Annotated in this window: 18 protein-coding genes; 4 read left to right on the forward strand and 14 right to left on the reverse strand. The window is 70.8% G+C overall.

Annotation, left to right across the window (positions count from 1 at the left end; genetic code table 11):
* Nucleotides 1–68: 68 nt before the first annotated feature.
* From ACIPJI_RS33075 to ACIPJI_RS33085, 3 genes are all read right to left on the reverse strand, one after another.
* Nucleotides 69–743, reverse strand: a complete 675-nt coding sequence (locus ACIPJI_RS33075) for a response regulator (protein ID WP_402250548.1) — start codon at nucleotides 741–743, stop codon at nucleotides 69–71.
* Nucleotides 740–1,918, reverse strand: coding sequence for a sensor histidine kinase (locus ACIPJI_RS33080; protein WP_402250622.1), 1,179 nt, complete (start codon nucleotides 1,916–1,918; stop codon nucleotides 740–742). The genes ACIPJI_RS33075 and ACIPJI_RS33080 overlap by 4 nt, the downstream gene beginning before the upstream one ends.
* A gap of 118 nt (nucleotides 1,919–2,036) precedes the next feature.
* Complete coding sequence (locus tag ACIPJI_RS33085; RefSeq protein WP_307708658.1) at nucleotides 2,037–4,163, reverse strand: type IIA DNA topoisomerase subunit B; 2,127 nt, start codon at nucleotides 4,161–4,163, stop codon at nucleotides 2,037–2,039.
* Between the two features lie 433 nt (nucleotides 4,164–4,596).
* Between ACIPJI_RS33085 and ACIPJI_RS33090 the strand changes: the two genes are divergently transcribed.
* Nucleotides 4,597–4,827, forward strand: coding sequence for a hypothetical protein (locus tag ACIPJI_RS33090; RefSeq protein ID WP_005311020.1), 231 nt, complete (start codon nucleotides 4,597–4,599; stop codon nucleotides 4,825–4,827).
* Between the two features lie 126 nt (nucleotides 4,828–4,953).
* On the opposite strand, the gene ACIPJI_RS33095 is transcribed toward ACIPJI_RS33090, so the two are convergent.
* From ACIPJI_RS33095 to ACIPJI_RS33120, 6 genes are all read right to left on the reverse strand, one after another.
* Entirely contained in the window at nucleotides 4,954–5,784 is an 831-nt protein-coding gene (locus ACIPJI_RS33095; protein WP_402250551.1) for a serine protease, read from the reverse strand.
* 159 nt (nucleotides 5,785–5,943) lie between these two features.
* Nucleotides 5,944–7,497, reverse strand: coding sequence for an RNA polymerase sigma factor (locus tag ACIPJI_RS33100; RefSeq protein WP_189474689.1), 1,554 nt, complete (start codon nucleotides 7,495–7,497; stop codon nucleotides 5,944–5,946).
* A 338-nt stretch (nucleotides 7,498–7,835) separates the two neighbouring features.
* Nucleotides 7,836–8,723, reverse strand: a complete 888-nt coding sequence (locus tag ACIPJI_RS33105) for a FadR/GntR family transcriptional regulator (protein ID WP_307708656.1) — start codon at nucleotides 8,721–8,723, stop codon at nucleotides 7,836–7,838.
* 159 nt (nucleotides 8,724–8,882) lie between these two features.
* Nucleotides 8,883–10,739, reverse strand: a complete 1,857-nt coding sequence (locus ACIPJI_RS33110; protein WP_402250553.1) for an ATP-binding cassette domain-containing protein — start codon at nucleotides 10,737–10,739, stop codon at nucleotides 8,883–8,885.
* Nucleotides 10,740–11,125: 386 nt separating this feature from the next.
* On the reverse strand, nucleotides 11,126–11,890 hold the full coding sequence (locus ACIPJI_RS33115) for an NUDIX domain-containing protein (protein WP_402250555.1): 765 nt from the start codon (nucleotides 11,888–11,890) through the stop codon (nucleotides 11,126–11,128).
* A gap of 268 nt (nucleotides 11,891–12,158) precedes the next feature.
* Nucleotides 12,159–13,523: a DUF4192 domain-containing protein gene (locus ACIPJI_RS33120; RefSeq protein WP_402250557.1), complete on the reverse strand. Its 1,365-nt coding sequence runs from the start codon at nucleotides 13,521–13,523 to the stop codon at nucleotides 12,159–12,161.
* Nucleotides 13,524–13,633: 110 nt separating this feature from the next.
* Between ACIPJI_RS33120 and ACIPJI_RS33125 the strand changes: the two genes are divergently transcribed.
* Both ACIPJI_RS33125 and ACIPJI_RS33130 read left to right on the forward strand, forming a co-directional pair.
* On the forward strand, nucleotides 13,634–15,805 hold the full coding sequence (locus ACIPJI_RS33125) for a RecQ family ATP-dependent DNA helicase (protein ID WP_402250559.1): 2,172 nt from the start codon (nucleotides 13,634–13,636) through the stop codon (nucleotides 15,803–15,805).
* 217 nt (nucleotides 15,806–16,022) lie between these two features.
* Nucleotides 16,023–16,652, forward strand: coding sequence for a hypothetical protein (locus tag ACIPJI_RS33130; protein WP_402250561.1), 630 nt, complete (start codon nucleotides 16,023–16,025; stop codon nucleotides 16,650–16,652).
* A 78-nt stretch (nucleotides 16,653–16,730) separates the two neighbouring features.
* Here ACIPJI_RS33130 and ACIPJI_RS33135 read toward each other — a convergent pair whose 3' ends face one another.
* The 3 genes from ACIPJI_RS33135 to ACIPJI_RS33145 form a co-directional block, all read right to left on the reverse strand.
* The gene (locus ACIPJI_RS33135; RefSeq protein WP_402250563.1) at nucleotides 16,731–17,351 is read right to left on the reverse strand and encodes a hypothetical protein; all 621 of its coding nucleotides are present in this window, start codon (nucleotides 17,349–17,351) and stop codon (nucleotides 16,731–16,733) included.
* A gap of 83 nt (nucleotides 17,352–17,434) precedes the next feature.
* Nucleotides 17,435–18,136, reverse strand: a complete 702-nt coding sequence (locus ACIPJI_RS33140; RefSeq protein ID WP_402250564.1) for a ribonuclease HII — start codon at nucleotides 18,134–18,136, stop codon at nucleotides 17,435–17,437.
* Nucleotides 18,137–18,188: 52 nt separating this feature from the next.
* Nucleotides 18,189–18,836: a TetR/AcrR family transcriptional regulator gene (locus tag ACIPJI_RS33145; RefSeq protein WP_402250566.1), complete on the reverse strand. Its 648-nt coding sequence runs from the start codon at nucleotides 18,834–18,836 to the stop codon at nucleotides 18,189–18,191.
* Between the two features lie 121 nt (nucleotides 18,837–18,957).
* Here ACIPJI_RS33145 and ACIPJI_RS33150 point away from each other — a divergent pair, with 121 nt between their 5' ends.
* Nucleotides 18,958–20,511, forward strand: coding sequence for an MFS transporter (locus ACIPJI_RS33150; RefSeq protein WP_402250568.1), 1,554 nt, complete (start codon nucleotides 18,958–18,960; stop codon nucleotides 20,509–20,511).
* 61 nt (nucleotides 20,512–20,572) lie between these two features.
* On the opposite strand, the gene ACIPJI_RS33155 is transcribed toward ACIPJI_RS33150, so the two are convergent.
* The gene (locus tag ACIPJI_RS33155; protein WP_356621863.1) at nucleotides 20,573–21,487 is read right to left on the reverse strand and encodes an ADP-ribosylglycohydrolase family protein; all 915 of its coding nucleotides are present in this window, start codon (nucleotides 21,485–21,487) and stop codon (nucleotides 20,573–20,575) included.
* A gap of 12 nt (nucleotides 21,488–21,499) precedes the next feature.
* Nucleotides 21,500–22,159: a histidine phosphatase family protein gene (locus tag ACIPJI_RS33160; protein ID WP_402250570.1), complete on the reverse strand. Its 660-nt coding sequence runs from the start codon at nucleotides 22,157–22,159 to the stop codon at nucleotides 21,500–21,502.
* Between the last annotated feature and the right edge of the window lie 12 nt (nucleotides 22,160–22,171).

Below are 22,171 nucleotides of genomic sequence, written 5' to 3' on the forward strand. Positions count from 1 at the left end.
TCGGCCGCCTGCCCAAGGATGGACAGAGTGGGAAGATCCAGGACTCTTCTCCGGGGGTCTTCACCCCATCAGGTGACGTTTGTCCCCGGAGGCTTCGCGAGACCCTCCCGATAGGCGTACCGGACCGCCTGTGCCCTGTCGTGGAGGCCGGCCTTCGCGAACAGGTTGTTGATGTGGGTCTTGACGGTGGCCGTGGAGATGCCCAGCCTCGCGGCGATGTCCGCGTTCCCCAGACCCTCCGCGATCAGGGCGAGCACTTCCCCCTCGCGGGCGGTCAGCCCGTCGGGCAGCCGGGGACCGGTGGGCGCCGGCTCCGCCGTGACCTGCTCCAGCAGACGCCGCTGGACGACCGGGGACAGCCCGGCCCGGCCGGCGACGACGTCCTGGATCGCCCGTACGATCTCGTCCCCGTCCGCATCCTTGGTGAGGTATCCCCGCGCGCCGGCCCGCAGAGCGGGGAAGAGCGAGTCGTCGTCCGCGTAGGTGGTGAGCACGACGACCTGCGTGCCGGGGTACTCGCTGCGGATGCGGCGGGTGGCCTCCACCCCGTCGACCCGTGGCATCCGCAGGTCCATCAGGACGACGTCGGGCGACAGTTGGGCGACGAGGGCGAGAGCCTCCTCCCCGTCCCTGGCCGAACCGACGACCTCGATGCCGGGCAGCAGTCCCAGCAGCATCACGATGCCCTCGCGCACCACCGCCTGGTCGTCGGCGACGACGACCCGCGCGAGCTCCCCGGTCACGCCGGCACCCGCAGTCGCACCACGAACCCCTCCCCCTCCGGTCCCGCCTCCAGCGTGCCGCCGAGCAGTTCCGCACGCTCGCGCATACCGAGCAGACCGTACCCGGCGCCGGATCCTTCGAGCTCACCGGAGACTCCCGGCCCGTCCGGCACCGTGGGTCTCCCCGAGTCCCTCACCTCCAGGACCACTTCGCCGTCCAGGTAGGCGAGCAGCATCCGGACCACCGCTCCAGGCGCGTGCTTGCGGACATTGGTCATCGCCTCCTGCGCCACCCTGCGCACCGCCTGCGAGGCGTCCGCGGACAACTGCCGCCGCACCCCGGTGACTTCGGTGGACACCGGACCGCTTTCCGCCAGCTCCCGCAGGTACTCCTCCACGGGCGCCATCTCTCCGCGCAGCGCCGACAGCGCCTGCCGGGTCTCCGCCAGTCCCTCGCGGGCCATGCCGCGCGCGGCGACGACCCGCTCCAGGATCCGGTCACGGAAGGGCCCTTCCGGGCCTCGCTCGATCTGCAGCCGGGCCGCTTCCAGATGCACCAGCTGCGCCGACAGGCTGTGTGCCAGCACATCGTGGATCTCCCGGGCGATCCTGGCCCGCTCGGCGAGAGCGGCGGAGACCGCCTCGGCCTCACGGGCCGCCCGCTCCTGGGCGAGCAGCCTGAAGCCCGCGCCACGGGCCTGGGCGTCCAGGCGCAAGGCGCATCCGCCGAGCACGACGGCGGCGGTGGTGAGCAGTGCTCCCAGCGTGCTGTCCTCGGTCACCAGGAATCCGGCCACCGGGAGCGTGACGATCGCGACGACGGCGGCCACCGGCAGCCGCTCGATCGCCATGAGGGCGACCGAGACCCACAGCACCATGGCCGGGACGTCCGCCCCGGCGGCGTGCGCACCGAGCCCGGTGAGGGCGATGACGCCGAGCAACCACAGTGAGGCGGGCAACCGGTTCTCGAGAGTGGTGCGGTGGTAGCGCGTGGCGGCCGCCGCGCAGCCCAGGAGACCCAGCGGCGGAAGCACCGCCCCCCAGCCGTGGAAGACCTCGGACGTGTACGCGCTGGACACGGCCCACGACGACAGGGCGGCGAGCAACGCGACGTCGAGCACGATCCGCGCCCGCGGGACACCGATGCGGGACAGGGACTCGCGGCTGGGCCACTCGGTCCACTTGCTGCTGGGCACGCCGGGCACGTGTGTCCTCCTCCGTCGCACCCGATGCTAGGGAGCGGGGAGCCCGGCCGGATCGGACCAGGGGTGGAGTCCTCGACTCCACCCCTGGGTGCACGACCTGTCGTACCGGTCAGGCGTCGATACGCGAGCGGTCCAGCGTGGCCGCCGAACTGGTGATGAACTCCTTACGGGGAGCGACCTCGTTGCCCATGAGCAGGTCGAAGACCTGCTCCGAGGACTCCAGGTCCCCGATGTTGATCCGGCGCAGGGTCCGGTGGCGGGGATCCATGGTCGTCTCCGCCAGCTGGTCGGCGTCCATCTCACCGAGGCCCTTGTAGCGCTGGATGGAGTCCTTGAAGCGGACACCCTTGCGCTGGAACTCCAGCAGCGTCTGCCGCAGCTCGTTGTCCGAGTACGTGTAGACGTACTTGTCCTGGCCCTTCTTGGGCTGGATCAACTCGATCCGGTGCAGCGGCGGCACGGCGGCGAAGACCCGGCCGGCCTCCACCATGGGCCGCATGTAGCGCTGGAAGAGCGTCAGCAGCAGACAGCGGATGTGCGCGCCGTCGACGTCGGCGTCGACCAGCAGGACGATCTTGCCGTAGCGGGCGGCGTCGATGTCGAACGTCCGGCCCGAGCCGGCCCCTATGACCTGGATGATCGCCCCGCACTCGGCGTTCTTCAGCATGTCGGAGACGGACGACTTCTGGACGTTGAGGATCTTGCCGCGGATCGGCAGCAGCGCCTGGAACTCGCTGTTGCGCGCCAGCTTGGCGGTGCCGAGCGCCGAGTCACCCTCGACGATGAAGAGCTCGCTGCGCTCCACGTCGTCGCTGCGGCAGTCGGCGAGCTTGGCGGGCAGGGACGAGGACTCCAGGGCGGTCTTCCTGCGCTGCGCCTCCTTGTGCTGGCGGGCGGCGATACGCGTACGGGCGGCCGCCACGGCCTTCTCCAGCACCGCGCGGGCCTGCGCCTTGGCGTCCCGCTTGGTGGACGTCAGGAAGGCCTTGAGCTCCTTGGCCACCACGTTGGCGACGATCCTGTTGGCCGCCGAGGTGCCGAGGACCTCCTTCGTCTGGCCCTCGAACTGCGGCTCCGCGAGGCGGACGGTGACGACGGCGGTGAGGCCCTCCAGCGCGTCGTCCTTGACGATGTCGTCCTCGGCGACGCGTAGCATCTTGGCGGAGCGCAGCACCTCGTTCATCGTCTTGGTCACGGAGCGTTCGAAGCCGGTCACATGGGTGCCGCCCTTGGGGGTGGCGATGATGTTGACGAAGGACTTGAGCGTGGTGTCGTAGCCGGTGCCCCAGCGCAGGGCGATGTCCACGCCGAGCTCGCGGGTGACCTCCGTCGGGGTCATGTGGCCGCGATCGTCGAGAACGGGGACGGTCTCCTTGAACGTGCCCTGGCCGGTGAGCCTCAGCACGTCGCAGACCGGCTTGTCCTGGGCCAGGTACTCGCAGAACTCGCTGATCCCCCCGTCGAAGCGGAAGGTCTCGACGCTCTTGCCCTCGCCGCCGGCGTCGGTGAGGCCGCGCTCGTCGTGGACGACGATGGTCAGGCCGGGAACGAGGAAGGCGGTCTGGCGGGCGCGCTGGTGCAGCGTCTCCAGGGAGAGCTTGGCGTCCTTGAGGAAGATCTGGCGGTCAGCCCAGTAACGGACGCGGGTGCCGGTCCTGGCCTTCGGAACGCGCTTGCCCTTGCGCAGGCCGTTCGCCGGGTCGAAGGGGGCGTCGGGGCCGGACTCGGTGAAGATGCCGGGCACACCGCGCCGGAAGCTGATCATGTGGGTGGCGCCACCGCGGTCGACCTCGACGTCGAGGCGGGCGGAGAGCGCGTTCACCACTGAGGCGCCGACACCGTGGAGACCGCCGGACGCCGCGTAGGAGCCACCGCCGAACTTGCCGCCGGCGTGCAGCTTGGTCATCACGACCTCGACCCCGGAGAGTCCGGTCTTGGGCTCCACGTCCACGGGGATGCCGCGGCCGTTGTCCCGGACCTCGACGGAGCCGTCCTCATGGAGGATCACCTCGATGTGGTCGCAGTGGCCGCCGAGGGCCTCGTCGACGGAGTTGTCGATGATCTCCCAGAGGCAGTGCAGGAGACCGCGGCTGTCGGTCGAGCCGATGTACATGCCAGGTCGTTTGCGAACCGCCTCGAGCCCCTCCAGGACGAGCAGGTGCCGCGCGGTGTAGTTGGAGCCGTCACGGTCTGCTGTCAGCAGTGCGGTGGACGGCACGGACGATTCGGCGGTCACGCGGTTCGCTCCTCGCTGAATTTCAAATGTGGCCAAGGGGGGTACGGGCCCGGCGTCGGTCGCCGGTGAGAGCGTACCGAGGCCTGGTAGAGCCGATGTAACGCCACCCACCCGATTTCTCATGCTAGTCCAGCTTCGCATGGGTGTTCGATCCCTCGATGGAGTGACGTGCACATCACGTTCCCATCGGGGCATGAACCATTTAGGCTCCGGGCACGTCCTCATCAACAACCGGCAACCCGGCCGGGAGGGCCAAACGAGACAAGCAACGCGAAATCCGTAGAGCGAAGCAATACGGCTCATTCGCCGCCAACCGGCAGCAGACAGCCACCTCGGGAAAAAGTTTCGAGGAAAAGCCACGAGCGGGAACGTTTTCGGCCTGGTTGGATGTTGACCCTGGTACGACAGCTCGTCGAGCTAGAGAAGAGGCGACGTGACTACTGTTCTGACCCCCGCGAGCCCGCTGACGGCCGCTGACCGCTGCGACCGCTGCGGCGCCCAGGCGTATCTGCGCGTCGTACTGATCAGCGGTGGTGAACTGCTCTTCTGCGCCCACCACGGGCGCAAGTTCGAGCCGGAACTCAAGAAGATCGCCGCGGAAATACAGGATGAGACGGACCGCCTGACGGCCGTGCCGGCAGACACCGGCGAAGAGGATCACTGACACCTCACATCCCGACGAGCCAAGGGCCGGTCCAGGACCGGCCGATGGGCGGCTCCCCCGGCCACCGGGGGAAGCCGCCCGCTCTCGTTCCGTGACCTTTTTCCCGGTGCCGTCCGGCCGGACCGGTCAGTCGGCCTCGGCCGCCTGCGGCACCACCGCCGAGACCCGCGTGTAGACGCCGGGTCCGTCAGGGCGCCCGCAGCCGCTGCCCCAGGAGACCAGGCCGATGAGCCTGCCGCGGGCGATCAGCGGCCCGCCGCTGTCCCCCTGGCAGGCGTCGTGCCCGCCCTGCGGATCCCCGGCGCACAGCATCGTGGAGCGTGTGTACCTGCTGCCCTGCCCGCCGGGGTACGCGGCGGCACATGTCTCGTCCGGCAGGACGGACACCCGCGCCGCCCGCAGCGACGACGCGTAACTGCCGTTGCCCTGCGTGTCACCCCAGCCGTAGACGGTCGCGACCGTCCCCACCTCGTACGCCGGGTCGCCGGCCCCCGCAACCGGCAGCACATGATCCTCGGGCAGGGCCTTCGCGAGGGTCAGCAGTGCCATGTCGGCACTGTTCGTCACCGGGTCGTACGCGGGCGTGACCCACGTTTCCCGTACGGGCACCTCGTGGCCGCCGTCACCGGCGAGCTCCGAGCGGCCCGCGATGACCCGCAGGTCCCGCACGGACGCCGCGTCCTGGCCGAGGACGGCGTTGCTCAGACAGTGGGCTGCTGTCATCACCTTGGTGGGCGCCACGACCACACCTCCACAGAACTGTCCGCTCCGCGCTGGGCCGAACCGGTCACGGCTGGCCAGCGCGACCACCCATGGACTCTCGTCGGCACGAACCTCGTACCCTCCGACAACGACGCTGTCGGCGGCGGCGGGGAAGGACATCGCCGGTGTTGTCACGGCCGCTGCTGCGATCAGAGCCGGCACCCCGGCCAGGCTTCGGGCAGTGGGGCGACGCATACGGTCTCCTGACTCTGCGTGAATCCGATCCCACCCAGAGTCGTCCAGTCGGCCGTCTCGCGCACCCTCGCGCCACACCGAAGGGCCCGGCTCCCCCATGGGGATCCGGGCCCTTCGAAGCCGTGCGGCGCGCGCGCCCGCGCCTCGATCGGGTGCGGCCTAGTCGAGGTAGTCGCGCAGGACCTGCGAACGCGACGGGTGACGCAGCTTGGACATCGTCTTGGACTCGATCTGCCGGATGCGCTCTCGCGTCACGCCGTAGACCTTGCCGATCTCGTCCAGGGTCTTCGGCTGGCCGTCCGTGAGACCGAAGCGCATGGACACCACGCCCGCCTCACGCTCGGAGAGGGTGTCGAGCACCGAGTGGAGCTGCTCCTGCAGGAGGGTGAAGCTGACCGCGTCGGCCGGGACGACCGCCTCGGAGTCCTCGATCAGGTCACCGAACTCGCTGTCGCCGTCCTCGCCGAGCGGGGTGTGCAGCGAGATCGGCTCACGGCCGTACTTCTGGACCTCGATGACCTTCTCGGGGGTCATGTCGAGCTCCTTGGCCAGCTCCTCCGGGGTGGGCTCACGGCCCAGGTCCTGGAGCATCTGGCGCTGGACGCGCGCGAGCTTGTTGATGACCTCGACCATGTGCACCGGGATACGGATGGTGCGGGCCTGGTCGGCCATGGCGCGGGTGATCGCCTGACGGATCCACCAGGTGGCGTACGTGGAGAACTTGTAGCCCTTGGTGTAGTCGAACTTCTCGACCGCGCGGATCAGACCGAGGTTGCCCTCCTGGATCAGGTCCAGGAAGAGCATGCCGCGGCCCGTGTAGCGCTTGGCCAGCGAGACGACCAGCCGGAGGTTGGCCTCCAGCAGGTGGTTCTTGGCGCGACGGCCGTCCTCGGCGATGATCTCGAGCTCGCGCTTGAGCTTCGGCGCCAGCTTGTCGGAGTTCGCCAGCTTGTCCTCGGCGAACAGGCCGGCCTCGATGCGCTTGGCGAGCTCGACCTCCTGCTCGGCGTTGAGCAGGGGGACCTTGCCGATCTGCTTCAGGTAGTCCTTGACCGGGTCGGCGGTGGCACCGGCGACCGCGACCTGCTGCGCGGGCGCGTCGTCCTCGTCGTCGTCGGAGAGGACGAAGCCCTTGCTCTCGCCCTCGGGCTCTTCCTCGTCGCCCTTGCCCGCTGGCTGGGCCTCGTCGAGCAGCTCCTCGCCCTCGGCGTCGTCGCTGTCCTTCTTGGCGGTGGTCTTCTTCGCCGCCGTCTTCTTGGCGGTGGTCTTCTTGGCCACCGTCTTCTTGGCCGTCGCCTTCTTGGCGGCCGCCTTCTTCGCGGGCGCGGTCTCCGACGACTCGTCGGCCGGGACCTCGACGGTCTCGGCCGTCGGAGCCGCGGTGGCCGCGACGGTCTTCGCCGTGGTGGTCTTGGCGGCGACGGTCTTGGTGGCTGTGCGCTTTGCCGGGCTCTTCGCTGCGACGCTCTTGCGGGCGCGCTTCGGCGACTCCGCTGCACTGACCATCAGCGTCACACCCTCTTCCTCGAGGATCTGATTGAGGCTGCGCAGAACATTCTTCCACTGGGTTGGCGGAATCTGGTCAGCTTCGAAGGCACGACGCACGTCATCGCCGGCGATCTGCCCATCAGCCTTTCCCCGCTCGATGAGCGCCATCACAGACTCGGACTCGGCGATCTCCGGCGGGAGCGTACGGGATGTGCTGGCCGACACGAACAACCTCTCGGAACGATGGAAACGGCTTCCGGCCCCACCCATGATCGGGCCGGAGCCGACGACCACCGGGCTGCGGATGTGCCGGTGGCGCGGGCAAAACCAAGGAGCTGTCACAGCGCCATGTGCGGCGGCTGTATTCCCTCCTCGGCTGTCACCTCTTAGGTCATCGCGCTGTCTCGAGGAGTGTTACGCCCAATCCACGTGGCCCGAGTCACACCCCAAATGCCGCTTTAGGGTCAAAGTGGTGCGATCGGTGCAGAGCGAGTCGCCGGACCCCCAGGGAATCCGGCGACATGCAGCCCGAACACTGTCGCACTCGCCGACCGCAGCCGCGGTCAGTGCTCACGCGGCGCGGGGACCACTCGCTCCACTTCCGGGTGAACGGTGAGCAGCCGGCGCATGGCGGACTCGGCGGCGTGCGCGTCTCCCGAGGCGAGGGCTTCCGCGATGTGGGCGTGGTGCGACAGGGACGCCTCGGTCGGGCGGTCACAGCCCGTGACCGGACCGCCGGACACCTGGAGCGCGGCCGAAACGATTCCCGACAGGTGCTCGAGCATGCGGTTGCCCGCGAGCTGGATGAGCAGGGAGTGGAATTCGGCGTCGGCGCGCGAAAAGGTGAGGCCGTCCCCCTGAGCCAGGGCGTGGCCCATGATCTCGACCATGCCACCGAGACGCTGCTGGACGTCCTCACGGCCGTGACCGGCGGCGAGCCGGGCGGCCAGCGGCTCGATCGTCCAGCGCAGCTCGCTCAGCTCCCGGCGCTGGTCGTCGCGCTGGGGGCCGAAGGCGCGCCACTCGATGATGTCGGGGTCGAGGAGGTTCCAGTCGCTGACGGGCCGGACGCGGGTGCCGACATTGGGGCGGGCGCTGACCAGCCCCTTCGCCTCGAGGACACGGAGGGACTCGCGCACGACCGTGCGGGAGACCTCGAAGCGCTGGCCGATCTCCTCGGGGACGAGCGGACGGTCGGCCCCGAGGTCGCCCGAGACGATCATCTGGCCGAGCTGCTGGACGAGTTGGCCGTGCAGGCCGCGACCGCGGCTGCCTGCCGTACGGCGACCCACCCGGCCCAACTCGCTGTCGGACGCTTCCCAGGCGGGAGGACCGACGCGATCGGCCGCGGGCGACTCCCCGTAGCCGTAGCGGTTGAGTTCGCCCGGACCGGCCAGACCGGTCTCGGCGGGGCGGGCGGGGGGCATCATGGTGTGCGCAAGGGTACTCACGCATCCTTTGTCGGCTCAGCTTCCGAGCCCCTTGAGGTCTTTGGTGAAAAGCACACGAAAGGGTGATCGGCGCTCACCCCGCAATTGACGCCTTATCGGAAAGAAACGGGCATTTCTCAAGACGTTGTGGGCAGTTCACGGACAGCCGGTCGCCCTTGATCACCAAAATGCCCTCCGGCGAAGGCCGGTGAACACATACGCGCAGATCAGGGCCACCAACGACAACACCAGCGCGACGCCCACGGGTTGCGCCGGCAACCGCATCGCGGCGATCAGCCAGCGATCCGCCTGCTGCGGAAGCTCGACCCAGGCCAGCTCCCGGAGCCTGCCGGGAAGCCCGGCGATCGAACGGACTGCCGGTACGGCGAGCACCTTGTGTGCGAGGGGTGCCACGACGACCGGCACGGCGAGGACCGCGGCGACTCCGGCCGCGGTGACCCGAAAGACCCCTGCGGCCAGCAGGCCCGACCATGCGCAGCCGACACAGAGGGCGCCCCAACCGGCCGCCAGAACAGGCCAGTCGGGCGGCACAGCCACCGAGTCCGGCCCGAACACCAGCCGGAGCGCCTGCACATCGAGGACCACCACGAGCGCCGCGAGCGTGACGGCGGCAGCCGCCGTCACACCGAGCTTGGCCAGAAGCAGTCCCAATCGGCGAGGCACCGTGCCCCGCGCGGAGGCGAGAGCGGGGTAACGGAACTCCTCACCGAAGGCGAGCGCGCCGATCAACCCGGCCCCGAACGCCGCCGGCGGCAGCGGCAGGAAGCCGGGCCACGCGGCGACGGTGTGCGGCTTCACCGTGGTCGCGCCGGTCCGGGCAAGCAGGAGGCACAGGGTGAGCGAGGCGGCAACCGCGGCCAGAGCGATCAGCGGAGAGGTCCGGACACCGAGGAGCCGGCGGAGCTCGTAGCGCAGTGGCCACCGGGGACCGCGCACCGGTCGCGGCGCCCGCGGGACGACCGCCGCGCCGGCGGAGTCGGCGGGAGTGGGGGTGGGGGCGGGCGCGGGGGGCGGTACTGAGGCTGAGGCCGGGGCCGGGGCCGTCGGCACTGGGGCCGAGGCCGGGGAGGCAGTCGAGGGCGGGAGGGGCGCGGGACGCCGGGGAGGTGCGGTCACGGCGACGGGCCCTGCCTCGGCCACGGGAGCCGTCTCGCCGACCTCCTCGGTGAGGCGGTGGACGAGTACACCGTGCCGGAAGGCGGTCTCGCCCACCTCGGCACAGCTGCTGCCGAAGACGGCGAGCACGGCACTGCTCTCGGCGACCACCTCGACCGAGCGCCGCTCTGCGCGCGCCTCGCGTGCGAGGACGGCGGAGAGACGGGCCGCGTGCGGGGTACGGACGGCGACGCGGGGCCGGAGCCGGGTCCGCGAGAACTCTGCGGCCTCCTGGTCCGCGAGCAGGCGCCCCTCGTGCAGCGTGACGACGCGGTCGGCGATCCGGGCGGCCTCCTTGGGCTCGCGAAGCGTGCACAGAACCGTTCCGCCATGGGCGGCGTGCGCCCGCAGCAGCGCGAACAGCCGGCTTCTCTCGCGCGGCGACAGCCCCCGGACGGGGTCGTCTAGGACCAGCGTCTGCGGGTCGCCGAGAAGGGCGGCCGCCAGCCCCAGTCGGCGGTCCATACCGAGCGAGAGCCTCCCCAGCTGCTCCTGCGCGAGACCGCCGAGGCCGACGACGTCGAGCAGTTCGTCGGCGCGGGACGCGGGCACCCCGACAGCGGCGCTCAGCATCCGCAGCTGACCACGTACGGTCCTGGCGGGATGCCCCGGCACATCGCCGAGCAGGGCTCCCACCTCGCACGCGGGGTTGGCGATGCGATGCAGCGGGTTGCCGCGGAAGTACGTGAATCCGCGGCCGGCCTCGAGCCCCAGAACGAGCCTCAGCGCCGTCGTCTTCCCCGCGCCGCTCGCGCCGAGCAAGACGGTGACCTGACCGGGGCGGGCTTCGAAGGTGAGATCGTCGACGGCGGGCGGGTGCTCTCTGCGGCGGGTGCTGGTCAGCCCGATGGCCTGGAGCATCGCTTCTCTCGCCTCTCTCGCGGAAGGTGAGACCGCTCAGCGGCAGCACGGCTACCGGAGCAAGATAACGCGACATTTCAGACTTCTTGCGCATCGCCGGAAGACCCGGGTGTCAGACCGCGGCTGAGGGACCACACCTCCGCCCGGACGTCGGACGGGGCCGGACGTCGGCCCGCGTCCCGGACCGGACCAGGCCGGACGCCGGACGGGGCCGAACGCCGGACGGGGCCGAACGCCGGACCGGGCCGAACTCGGAGCACGCCTCAGGCCGTCTGCCCCACGGGCTCGCCGACGAGTGGTCCGGGGCCCGGACTCCTACAAGCGCTTCGTACCGTGCCGCGCCGCACCCTTGCACGCGGGCCGCTGGACGCGACTCCGCCCCGAGGTCAGACCTCGGGCCGCAGCATGGGCGGGTTCAGAATCGTGGCGCCACCGGCCCGGAAAAGCTGCGCCGGACGGCCGCCCTGCCGGGTGGTCGTGCCGCCCGCCGGGACCAGGAAGCCCGGCGTACCAGTCACCTTGCGGTGGAAGTTGCGGGGGTCGAGGGCGACGCCCCACACCGCCTCGTACACCCTCCGCAGCTCTCCGACGGTGAACTCCGGTGGGCAGAACGCCGTGGCCAGGGACGAGTACTCGATCTTGGAACGGGCCCGCTCCACGCCGTCCGCCAGGATCACCGCGTGGTCGAAGGCGAGCGGCGCCTGCTGTTCGTCCTCCCGTGCGAAAGCGGTGTCCCGGTCGAGGAGCTCCTCGACCGGCGCCCAACGGGCGCTGTTCGCGTCGCCGCCGGCACGGGGCGCCGGCAGGTCCGGGGCGAGCACGAGATGCGCGACGCTCACCACCCGCATCCGAGGATCACGCTTGGGGTCGCCGTATGTGGCGAGCTGTTCCAGGTGGGCGCCGTTGGCTGATCCCGGGGAGGCCGGGTCGTGCGCGCACAGTCCCGTTTCCTCGGCCAGTTCGCGTGCGGCCGCCGTCGCCAGGTCCTCGTCGCCCCTGACGAAGCCTCCGGGCAGCGCCCACCGTCCCTGGAACGGCGGCTCGCCTCGGCGTACGACGAGGGCGCAGAGCGCATGCCGACGCACGGTGAGCACGACCAGGTCGACAGTGACGGCAAAGGGCGGGAAGGCCGACGGGTCGTAGGGCGACATGCCGCGATCATAGTCGTCTGCCTGACGATAAACACACCCTTCCCCGCCTGCGCGCCATCGTTTTCGGCCCGGCTCCGGAACTCCACCGCCCTCGGCCCACCACCTCCCAAGCGGGGGCCCGCCTGCGGCCTGCTCGACCGTCGTCGGACCGCTGGGACCGCTGCGGATTCCTCGACCGTCGGCCGTCGCCCGTTGTCCGTCGCCGGATCGCGGAGGCCGCCGAAAGCCGCTCGCCTGCCCTGCCGTCGGCTACCGCACCGGCACGCGGTCATCGGCCGCTCCTGGCACCGCGTTGCCCGCTGCGCCGTGCGGCACGCGTACGAGCACGAGCGGCCGCTGTTCCGTGGCGTGGGCGGCCGGGCGCGGCGCCGCTCCGGGGGTGCGTGCGGTGCGAGCCGGCCTGGTCCGGCCCGGCGGCGGACGGCCGGGCGGGCCTGCCTCGACGCCGCCGAGCGGCCAGGGTGCGGTGCGCCTCGGGGCAGGCTGCCGGCGATGCCCCCTGCGACGGGACGTCCCGTTGACTCCGCAGGCATCGGCGCACCGTTTCCGGGTCCAGCCCTTCGTTGCACGCCTGGTGCAGCAGGCGTGCGAAGACGTACTCGGGATCTGCCCGGAGGGCGAGCCCCAGTGCCACGCGTGCGCCGGGCTCGTCGCCGACGGACCAGGACACCCATCCGGCGAGGGTGAGGGTCGCGGCGGCGTGCTCCGTGTAAGGGCCGGCGCAGCGCCTCGACAGGACACGCCACAGACGCAGGGCCGGAGCCGCTTCCTGCCCCTCCATCCACTGCGCCGCCCGATCCCTCGTCTCCCGGTCCTGCAGCCCGAGGATCACCGCGGCGGCTTCGTCGTCCGAAACGAGCCGGTCGTCCTCGGCGTCGGCAGCGGGATCACCGTCGGCACGAGGGGCTGCCGCCATCCGTTCCAGCAGAAGGCGGGCCAGCGCGACGGTCTCGTCGGCGACCTCCTGCCGCCCCTGCGCGTCGAGAATCCTGAAGGTCAGTACGGCACCCGCGGCGTCCAGCGCTCGCACCTGGTCCTCTGCCGCCGGTCCGGGCCGCGGGGCGAACCGCCGCTCCATGTCGCGCAGGCTTCCCCGCACCCGGACACCCGCGTACGCGGCTGCGGCGGCCATCACCGACGTGCCCGGCAGAGCGAGGGGCGTGCCGTCAGGCGGGCAGCAGCGGGCATCAGGACAGCAGTAGCTCCAGAAACGGCCGTCGGAAATGCACAGTGCCTCGTACACGGGCACGTCGAGGCCTCCGCAGGCGGTGCGCAACCGCTGCGCGAGCGGGCGCAGGCGCTCCATCACCCGGTCACCTGTCTCGTCGCCGACCGGGTCCTGGCACAGGAAGACGACAATGCCGTCGGGCCGTGGGCCGCGGCGTCCGCTGCCCCGGATCAGACACTCCGCGAGCTGGGCCGCCACGGGCTCCCATTCCCGTGGTGAGCGTGGAATTCCGAGCCGCAGCCGTCCGCCGAAGCGGCCGCTGCTGCCGTGCAGGGCGACGAGCACGATCGAATCGGTCGGGTGGAAGCCCATCATGTACGGAAGCGCGTCGGCGAGTTCGCCAGGGCCGCGCAAGGTGATCTGCTGGTCGGGGCTTGATCCGGTGAGGTCGTGGTGCTTGTTCATGCCCTGACGGTCCCGTGCCGGCCCCACCCGCCGCGACCCCTGTGGATAAAGTTGTCCACAGGTCACGGGCTCGTTCGCGCTTTGTCGGTGTCATCGGGTTGCATGGGTGCATGACCAACGCAGACCGCGCGGAGCTTCGGGCTTCCGCCGATTCCGTACTGGCCCGGCTCGTCTCCGACACCTCTGGCCGTGCCCGGCTGCGTGAGGACCAGTGGCGGGCCATCGAGGCCCTCGTCGCTGACAAGCGCCGTGCGCTGGTCGTCCAGCGGACCGGTTGGGGAAAGTCCGCGGTCTACTTCGTCGCCACCTCCCTGCTGCGGGCACGCGGCAGCGGCCCCACCGTGATCGTCTCTCCCCTGCTCGCGCTCATGCGCAACCAGGTGGAGGCGGCGGCCCGGGCGGGCATCCGCGCCCGGTCGATCAACTCGTCGAACACCGAGGAATGGGAAACGATCCAGGCGGAGGTCGCCGCGGGTGAGGTCGACGTTCTGCTCGTGAGCCCCGAGCGGCTGAACAACCCCGACTTCCGCGACCAGGTACTGCCCCGGCTCTCGGCCGCGACCGGACTGCTCGTGGTGGACGAGGCCCACTGCATCTCGGACTGGGGCCATGATTTCCGTCCCGATTACCGCAGGCTGCGCACCATGCTCGCCGAGCTGCCCGCCGGCGTCCCCGTCCTCGCGACGACCGCCACCGCCAATGCGCGGGTCACGGCGGACGTCGCGGAGCAGCTCGGCACGGGAGCGGGCACGGACGCCCTGGTGCTGCGCGGCCCGCTGGACCGGGAGAGCCTGAGCCTCGGTGTGCTGCAACTCCCGGACGCCGCCAGCCGTCTTGCCTGGCTCGCCGACCATCTCGGCGAGCTGCCGGGCTCCGGAATCATCTACACGCTGACGGTCGCCGCCGCCGAGGAGGTGACCGCGTACCTGCGCCAGTGCGGTCACACCGTGACCTCCTACACCGGACGCACGGAGAACGCGGACCGCCAGCAGGCGGAGGAGGACCTGCTCGCGAACCGCGTGAAGGCACTGGTTGCCACTTCGGCGCTGGGCATGGGGTTCGACAAGCCGGACCTCGGCTTCGTCGTGCACCTCGGCTCCCCCTCGTCGCCCATCGCCTACTACCAGCAGGTGGGCCGCGCCGGCCGTGGCGTGGAGCATGCGGAGGTGCTGCTTCTGCCCGGCAAGGAGGACGAGGCGATCTGGCAGTACTTCGCGTCGGTCGCCTTCCCTCCCGAGGAACTTGTGCGGCGCACGCTCGACGTGCTTGCGCAGGCGGACAGGCCGCTGTCCCTGCCCGCGCTGGAGCCCTTGGTGGAGCTTCGGCGTACACGGCTCGAAACGATGCTCAAGGTGCTCGACGTGGACGGCGCGGTGCGCCGGGTCAAGGGCGGCTGGACCACGACGGGACAGCCGTGGTCCTACGACGCGGAACGCTATGCGTGGGTGGCCCGGCAGCGCGCGGCCGAGCAGCAGGCGATGCGCGAATACGCCCGCTCCACCGGGTGCCGGATGGAGTTCCTGAGGCGCCAGCTCGACGACGAGGAGGCGACGCCCTGCGGGCGCTGCGACAACTGCTCCGGAGCGCGATTCAGCGACAAGGTGTCGGCGGGGGCTCTGGACGCGGCACGCGGGGAGCTCGGCAGGCCGGGCGTCGACGTAGAGCCCCGAAAGATGTGGCCGACCGGACTGGCCGCCGTCGGCGTCACCCTCAAGGGCCGGATCCCGGAGAGCGAGCAGTCCTTCACCGGGCGGGCGCTGGGGCGGCTTTCGGACATCGGCTGGGGGAACCGCCTGCGCCCGATGTTCGCCCCCCAGGCACCGGACGGCCCCGTTCCCGACGACATGGCCGACGCGGTGGTGACCGTGCTCGCCGACTGGGCCAAGGGGCCCGGCGGTTGGGCCTCCGGGGCCGTGGACGCGCCGGCGCGGCCCGTGGGCGTGGTCACGATCGCCTCCCGCACCAGGCCCCGCCTGATCGGCTCTCTCGGCAGCCGTATCGGGCAGGTCGGCAGGATGCCCGTGCTCGGCACCGTCGAGTACGTGCCGGAGGCATTGGACGCCCACGTTTCGCGCACCAACAGCGCGCAGCGGGTGCGGGCGCTGCACGAGACGCTCGTCGTGCCGCCGCAGCTGGCCGATGCCTTGGCCGCCGCGGGCGGCCCTGTTCTTCTGGTGGACGACTACTCGGAAAGCGGCTGGACTCTGGCCGTGGCGTCGCGGTTGCTGCGCAGATCGGGCGCCCAGGGCGTGTTTCCGCTGGTCCTTGCCGTCCAGTCCTGATGCGGAGGGGTCACCGGTGGCAGATAGGGAAGGGATATGAGAGTCAAACCCGCCGATTTCAGCCGGTCGTGCCGAATTGCTCGTTGCCGCATTCCCATGCGCCAGGAAGAATTGGACTGCTCCCCGCACGGCCCGTAAGCGGTCCAGAAGGGCCATGCCGCGGCGCGCCCTCACCCGACCCTGCCCGCACTGTGGGCGCGTATGCGAAGGGAGGACCGTGACCTTCGGATTCGCTTCGTCCGCAGCCACTTCGATCACCGCATCGGCCAACTCCGCCAACCGCCTTGCCCGGTTGCTCGAACCGGCCGAGTGGGCAGCGGCCGGAATCCCGCTGCTGCGCAACCCGCGCGAGGTCGTCGGCGGACTGCATGCGCGACACCGCCCCGCCCCGGCGACGGCTGTCGTCGCCGTGCTCGATCACGAGGAACGGCTCGCGGCCAGTGCGTCGTTCTCCCGGCGTGCCGTCCCGGCGGACGGCTGGGAATTCCGCAACGCGCTGCTGGCCCACCTGCGCCGCGTGATCCCTCACGATCTCCGTCGGCGCACGCCGGTGCGCACCGCCGTGCTGCTCTACTGCCGTGAGGGCGACGAGCGTTGGACGGAGGAGGACGGGGCATGGATGTGGGGCCTGCGGGATGCCTGCACGCTGCACGGCCTGCGCTGCGGCGCCTACATCACGCTGACGCGCGGCGGTTGGCAGGTGCTCGGCGAGGGCCGGGGCGGCCGCCACCCCAACTCCACGTCCTCACCCGGCCGTCTGGCCGACGCGGGGAACGACACCGACCATGTGCCCCTGCGTACGGCAGGGGGCGCCGTGGACGCGCTCCGGCGCACGGCGGCCCGCTGAAGGTGTCATCCACCGGCTGCCCAGGCACTGGGCAGCCGGGTCACGACCGGGCCGTGCGGCCCGTTCCGCGGGTACGGATCAGACACCCGCGCCGAGCACGGCGTTGATCCGCTCCGGGTCACCGCACACGATGAGAAGCGCCGAAGCCTTCTCCATGGCGGCCGGCAGCGCGCGGGCGGTGGTGTCGTCCGTGCCGCCGTTGACCGCGACAACGACCACGGGGCGTGCCGCGGCCCGCTCCACCGAAGAGGCGTCCGCGTAGAAGACATCGTCGCGGGCATCGTGCTGGGCCCAGTAGGCACCCTCGCCGAACGACAGCTCGTGAGCGGCCCACGGGTGCTGGTCACCGGTGGTGAACACCAGGACATCGCCGGGGGCGCGACCGGAGTCCAGCAGCAGGTCGACCGCCTCGTCGGCGGCGTCCAGCGCGCCACCCACCGGGGCGGGGACCAGCTGGACCTGCGGCACGGAACGATTCTCCGGCCGTGACGGCTTCGGCTTGCCGACAGCGCCGGACGCACGCTGCGCGGGCGGGGCGGGCCGGGACGGGCCGGGGCCCGGGTGACCGGGACGCGGCGAGGCCGCGGAACGCGGACCGGGGACGGGACGGGGGGTCGGCGCGGTGCGGCCTGTGGCCGGAGTGACGCGGGGACCCTGGGCGCTCTCGTGAATGTGAGGCTCCTCGGGAATGAGAGGCATGGGTGGATGTCTATCAAATGCCGCTGCGGATGGCATCGGCGGGTGGCACAAAACGTGCGACGGACGTTGACGGCGGGGCGAGTTCAGAAGTCGAAGCCGAGCTGGCCCCCGCTTTCGAGTTCGGCCGCCTCCGGCGAGAGCCGGACCTTCTTGAGGTGCCGCCATTGGGGCAGGTAGTCGAGATAGGCCCAGGACAGCCGGTGGTACGGGGTGGGTCCGAGCTCCCGGAGGGCGGCCTTGTGCACGGGCGACGGGTAGCCTGCGTTGTCGGCGAAGCCGAACGCGGCGAACTCCTCCGGCAGTTGAGCCATCATCGCGTCCCTGTGCACCTTGGCGATCACCGATGCCGCGGCCACGGCCACGCAGGACTGGTCACCCTTGATCACCGTGCGCACCTGCCAGGGCACTCCCAGGTAGTCGTGCTTGCCGTCGAGGATGATGGCGTCCGGGCGTACCGGCAGCGCCTCCAGCGCCCGGCCGGCGGCCAGTCGGAGTGCCGCCGTCATCCCCAGTTCGTCGATCTCCTCGGGGGAGGCGTGACCGAGGGCGTGAGCCGTGACCCAGCCCTCCAGAAGCTCCGCCATCTCCGCGCGGCGCTTGGGAGTGATCAGCTTGGAATCAGTGAGGCCGACGGGGGGCCGGCGCAGGCCCGTGACCGCCGCGCAGACCGTGACCGGTCCCGCCCACGCTCCGCGGCCGACTTCGTCGATCCCGGCAACGATCTTGGCGCCGATCGTGGCCCGGATCGAGCGCTCGACTGCGTGGGTAGGTGGTTCGTAGGCCATGGCGCCAACAAGGGTACGCCGCCCCGGCGGCCGGCTGACACCCGGCTCCTGGTCACGTTCCGCGGCTCGGCGGCGGACAGCTGTGGGGCCGCAGCAACGGGACCATCACCTGGTCGATCATCTCGGCGATGTCCGGGTCCGGCCAGCGGCTTCCACAGATCTTCGAGCGGTACATCAGCAGGCCGGGGATCACGTCGAAGACGAGCTCGCAGGCCGCGTCCGCCCGCACGTCGCCGCGGCGCACACCACGGTGCACGACCTCGCGGAAGAGCTGGGTGGACGGTCCGATCACCCTGGTGTTGATCAGGCTCTGGAAGCGTTCCGCGGTAGCGGTGTCGCATTCGTAGAGCACCGAACGCAGCGCGATCCCGGTGCGGGAGAACATCGCGTCACGCACCCGCCGGCAGATGTGGAGGAGGTCCTCCCGGACGCTGCCGTGGTCGGCGGCCTCGTCGAGGCTCGGCAGGCCCGCCTCGAGGGCGTCGGCGACAAGATCCTCCTTCGAGGGCCAGCGACGGTAGACGGCCGCCTTGCCGGTCTGCGCCGAGGCGGCCACCCCCTCCATCGTGAGCCCGCTCCAGCCGACCGTACTGAGCTGTTCCAGGGCGGCTTCGAGGATCGCTCGCTCCAGCACGGGCCCTCGTCGGCGCAGGGCGACCGGCGGAACCTCCGCGGCACCGGTCCAGCGCGAAGTGGCCATCTTCATATCTCCGTTGGGGACGGGAGGTTCAGTGAACGCTTGCGTTCACTGACGGGGACTCTCTACGGTTGACGAGAAAGTGAACGCCTTCGTTCACTAACTCATGTGTGGGGGACTCATAGTGACAACCTCTCAGTTAACCGCACCCGCCGGTCCGGGGGCTGCCCGCCGGCCGGGGCGCCCGGGCATCGCACTCACCGTCATCGCAGCGCTGCAGCTCATGGTGGTCCTCGACACCACGATTGTGAATATCGCGCTCCCCCACATCCAGGGAGCTCTCGAGTTCACCACGACCCAGCTCTCATGGGTGGTGAACGCCTACACACTCACCTTCGGCGGACTTCTGCTGCTCGGCGGCAGGGCGGGCGACATCCTCGGCCGCCGCCGGGTGTTCGTCTCCGGCGTGCTGCTCTTCACCTTCGCCTCGCTGCTGTGCGGCATCGCCCAGGAGCCCTGGCAGATGCTGGCGGCCCGCGCACTGCAGGGCGTCGGCGGTGCCATCGCCTCGCCCACGGCGCTCGCCCTGATCACCACGACCTTCCGCGAGGGCCCGGAGCGCAATCGCGCCTTCGGCATCTTCGCGGCCGTCTCCGCGAGCGGCGCCGCCATCGGGCTGCTGGCTGGAGGCATGCTCACGGAGTGGCTGGACTGGCGCTGGGTCTTCTACGTGAACCTGCCCATCGGCATCCTCATCGCCGTTCTCGCGCCGGTGTTCATCAACGAGTCGGAGCGCAGCCCCGGCCGATTCGACGTGGCAGGCGCCCTCACCTCGACCGCGGGCATGGCGTCCCTGGTCTACGGCTTCATCAGGGCCTCGGAGGACGGCTGGAGCGATGGGCTCACGCTCGGTGCGTTCGCAGCCTCCCTGGTGCTGCTGACCGCGTTCGTACTGACCGAACGCCGGACCCGCGATCCGATCACACCGCTGCGGATGTTCGCCGACCGCAACCGCTCCGGCACCTATCTGATCATGATGAGCCTCGCGGCGGCGATGTTCGGCATGTTCTTCTTCATCGTCCTGTTCGTGCAGAACGTGCTCGACTACAGCCCCATCACCTCCGGACTCGCGTTCCTCCCGGTCACGGTGGCGATCATGACAGCGGCCGGCCTCTCCACGAGGCTTCTGCCGGTGCTGGGCCCGAAGCCCTTCCTGACCGCCGGCGCGGTCCTCACGGGCACCGGCATGGCCTGGCTGACGCTCATCTCCCCCGACAGCTCCTACCTGGGCGGAGTGCTGGGGCCGATGCTGCTCTTCGGCTTCGGCATGGGCCTGGTGTTCGTGACGGCGACCCTGACCGCCGTGTCCGGCGTGGCGCAGCACGAGTCGGGTGCGGCCTCCAGCCTGCTCAATGCCACCCAGATGGTCGGCGGTTCACTCGGCCTGTCGATCCTCATGACGGTCTTCGGGACGGCCAGCCGTGAAGAGGCCGAGCGCCAGCTGCCGTCGTTCCTCGCTGAATCGACGCCTGCCCAGCAGGAAGCCTTCGCACGGACGCACGAGCTGCCGCCCCCGTGGGGTCACCAGGTGCTGGCCGAAGGCATCGCCACCGCGTTCTGGGCGGGGGTGGGCCTGGTCGCTCTCGCGGTCGTGACAGCCGTTCTCGTGGTGCGGGTACGCAAGAGCGATCTGGAGGCACTCAGCGGAGCGGCGGGCCCCGGCGGCCACGCCGCATGACGCCCCGGATACAGGCCGTACCCGCGGGGACGGCCTGTATCCGCTTCGGGGTGTTCCGGCGTCAGCCGAGCCGGTCGGCGCCGGGCAGCCAGCCGGGCAGTTCCTCGGTCTGCTCCAGCCAGTGGGCCGGCGGCTGTCCGCCCTTGCTCGCGGCGACGACTCCGCAGGCGATGGCGCAGGTGGTGTCGACGTCACCGCCGACCTGGGCGGTCGTCCAGAACGCCTGCTCGAAGTCACCGAGCGACCGGGCGGCGGACCAGAGCGCGAACGGCACCGTGTCATGGGCGCTGGTGCGCCGGCCGCAGCCCAGTACGGCGGCGACCGTACCGGCGTCGTCGTAGTCGAGCATGTCCCGGGCCCGGCGCAGTCCGGCGCCCACCGCGCTGCGCGGCACCAGGGCGACCACGCCGTCCAGCAGGTCCGCCGGCGCGGGCGGCCCGGCGGGGTCGGCGGCGAGCGCCGCCGCCGCGGCCACCGCCATGGCGCCGACCACCGCCTCCCGGTGCTGATGCGTGGGGTACGAGGAGATCTCGGCCTGGTGCGTGGCCTGCTCGGGGTCGTCCGCGTACCAGGCGCCGAGAGGAGCGATCCGCATCGCGGAGCCGTTGCCCCACGACCCCTGGCCCTTGAACAGCGCAGCAGCCAGCTCCCGCCAGTCGCCGCCCTCCCTGATCAGCCGGAGAAGCCGGTTGACCGCAGGGCCGTAGCCGCGGTCGAAGTCGTGGTGCTCGGCGAAGGACCGGGCGAGGGCGTCCTGGTCCACACGGTGATGGTCGACGAGCACGGCAACGACGGAGCAGGCCATCTCCGTGTCGTCGGTCCACTGCCAGAGGGACGGCGGCAGCTCGCGCCTCTTGAGCAGCGGATAGTTGGAAGGAACGAAGAACTGGGAGCCCAGAGCGTCTCCCACGGACAGGCCGCGCAGGCTGTCCAGAGCGCGTGCGAAGCGCTGGTCGGATGCGGATTCAGCGGTCATCTTCCTGCCACTCTATCCGGTGGCCCCGTACGGCTCCGGGGTCCTCCACTGCTCGAAGGGCCGGTCAAGGTGGTACCTGCCGTCGTCGCCGAGCTGCAGGATGCGGGTCTCGCCGTTGCCCGGATTGGACAGCGATTCGAACTCCGCGACGGACCAGTGGAACCACCGCATGCAGAACAGCCGCATGGTCAGACCGTGGGTGACCAGGAGGACGTTCGGCGGGTGGTCCGGGGCCTCGAAGCTCCGGTGCAGGCTCTCCAGAAAGGCGCCGACCCGGTCGTACACATCGGCCCCGGACTCGCCCTGTGCGAACCGGTAGAAGAAGTGGCCGTAAGCGTCGCGGTACGCCTTCTGAAGCCTTACGTCATCCCTGTCCTGCCAGTTGCCCCAGTCCTGCTCCCTCAGTCTCGGCTCTTCCCTGATCCGGACGAGCTCCGGGTCGAGCCCGAGCGCCTGGAAGGTCTCATGCGTGCGGCGGTACGGGGAGACGTAGACGCTGACCCGCTCACGGCCGAACAGGTCCCGCAGCCGAGCCCCCGTCTCAGCGGCCTGGGCCAGACCCGCCGCGGTGAGCCGTAGCGCATGGTCGGGCTCGCGTTCGTACACCGTGTCATCGGCATTGCCCACCGATTCTCCGTGCCGGACGAGGACGATACGTCGCGGTCGTGCCATACCAAGACCCTA

Origin of the sequence: Streptomyces sp. NPDC086835 (genome assembly GCF_044745705.1) — a bacterium.
Lineage (GTDB): Bacteria > Actinomycetota > Actinomycetes > Streptomycetales > Streptomycetaceae > Streptomyces.

Excerpts from the sequence above, each read along its gene's own strand:
- ACIPJI_RS33145 (WP_402250566.1), bottom strand. The coding sequence starts at position 18,836 with ATGGCCACTTCGCGCTGGACCGGTGCCGCGGAGGTTCCGCCGGTCGCC.
- ACIPJI_RS33095 (WP_402250551.1), bottom strand. The coding sequence starts at position 5,784 with ATGCGTCGCCCCACTGCCCGAAGCCTGGCCGGGGTGCCGGCTCTGATC.
- ACIPJI_RS33135 (WP_402250563.1), bottom strand. The coding sequence starts at position 17,351 with ATGCCTCTCATTCCCGAGGAGCCTCACATTCACGAGAGCGCCCAGGGT.
- ACIPJI_RS33140 (WP_402250564.1), bottom strand. The coding sequence starts at position 18,136 with ATGGCCTACGAACCACCTACCCACGCAGTCGAGCGCTCGATCCGGGCC.
- ACIPJI_RS33125 (WP_402250559.1), top strand. The coding sequence starts at position 13,634 with ATGACCAACGCAGACCGCGCGGAGCTTCGGGCTTCCGCCGATTCCGTA.
- ACIPJI_RS33115 (WP_402250555.1), bottom strand. The coding sequence starts at position 11,890 with ATGTCGCCCTACGACCCGTCGGCCTTCCCGCCCTTTGCCGTCACTGTC.
- ACIPJI_RS33155 (WP_356621863.1), bottom strand. The coding sequence starts at position 21,487 with ATGACCGCTGAATCCGCATCCGACCAGCGCTTCGCACGCGCTCTGGAC.
- ACIPJI_RS33120 (WP_402250557.1), bottom strand. The coding sequence starts at position 13,523 with ATGAACAAGCACCACGACCTCACCGGATCAAGCCCCGACCAGCAGATC.
- ACIPJI_RS33110 (WP_402250553.1), bottom strand. The coding sequence starts at position 10,739 with ATGCTCCAGGCCATCGGGCTGACCAGCACCCGCCGCAGAGAGCACCCG.
- ACIPJI_RS33160 (WP_402250570.1), bottom strand. The coding sequence starts at position 22,159 with ATGGCACGACCGCGACGTATCGTCCTCGTCCGGCACGGAGAATCGGTG.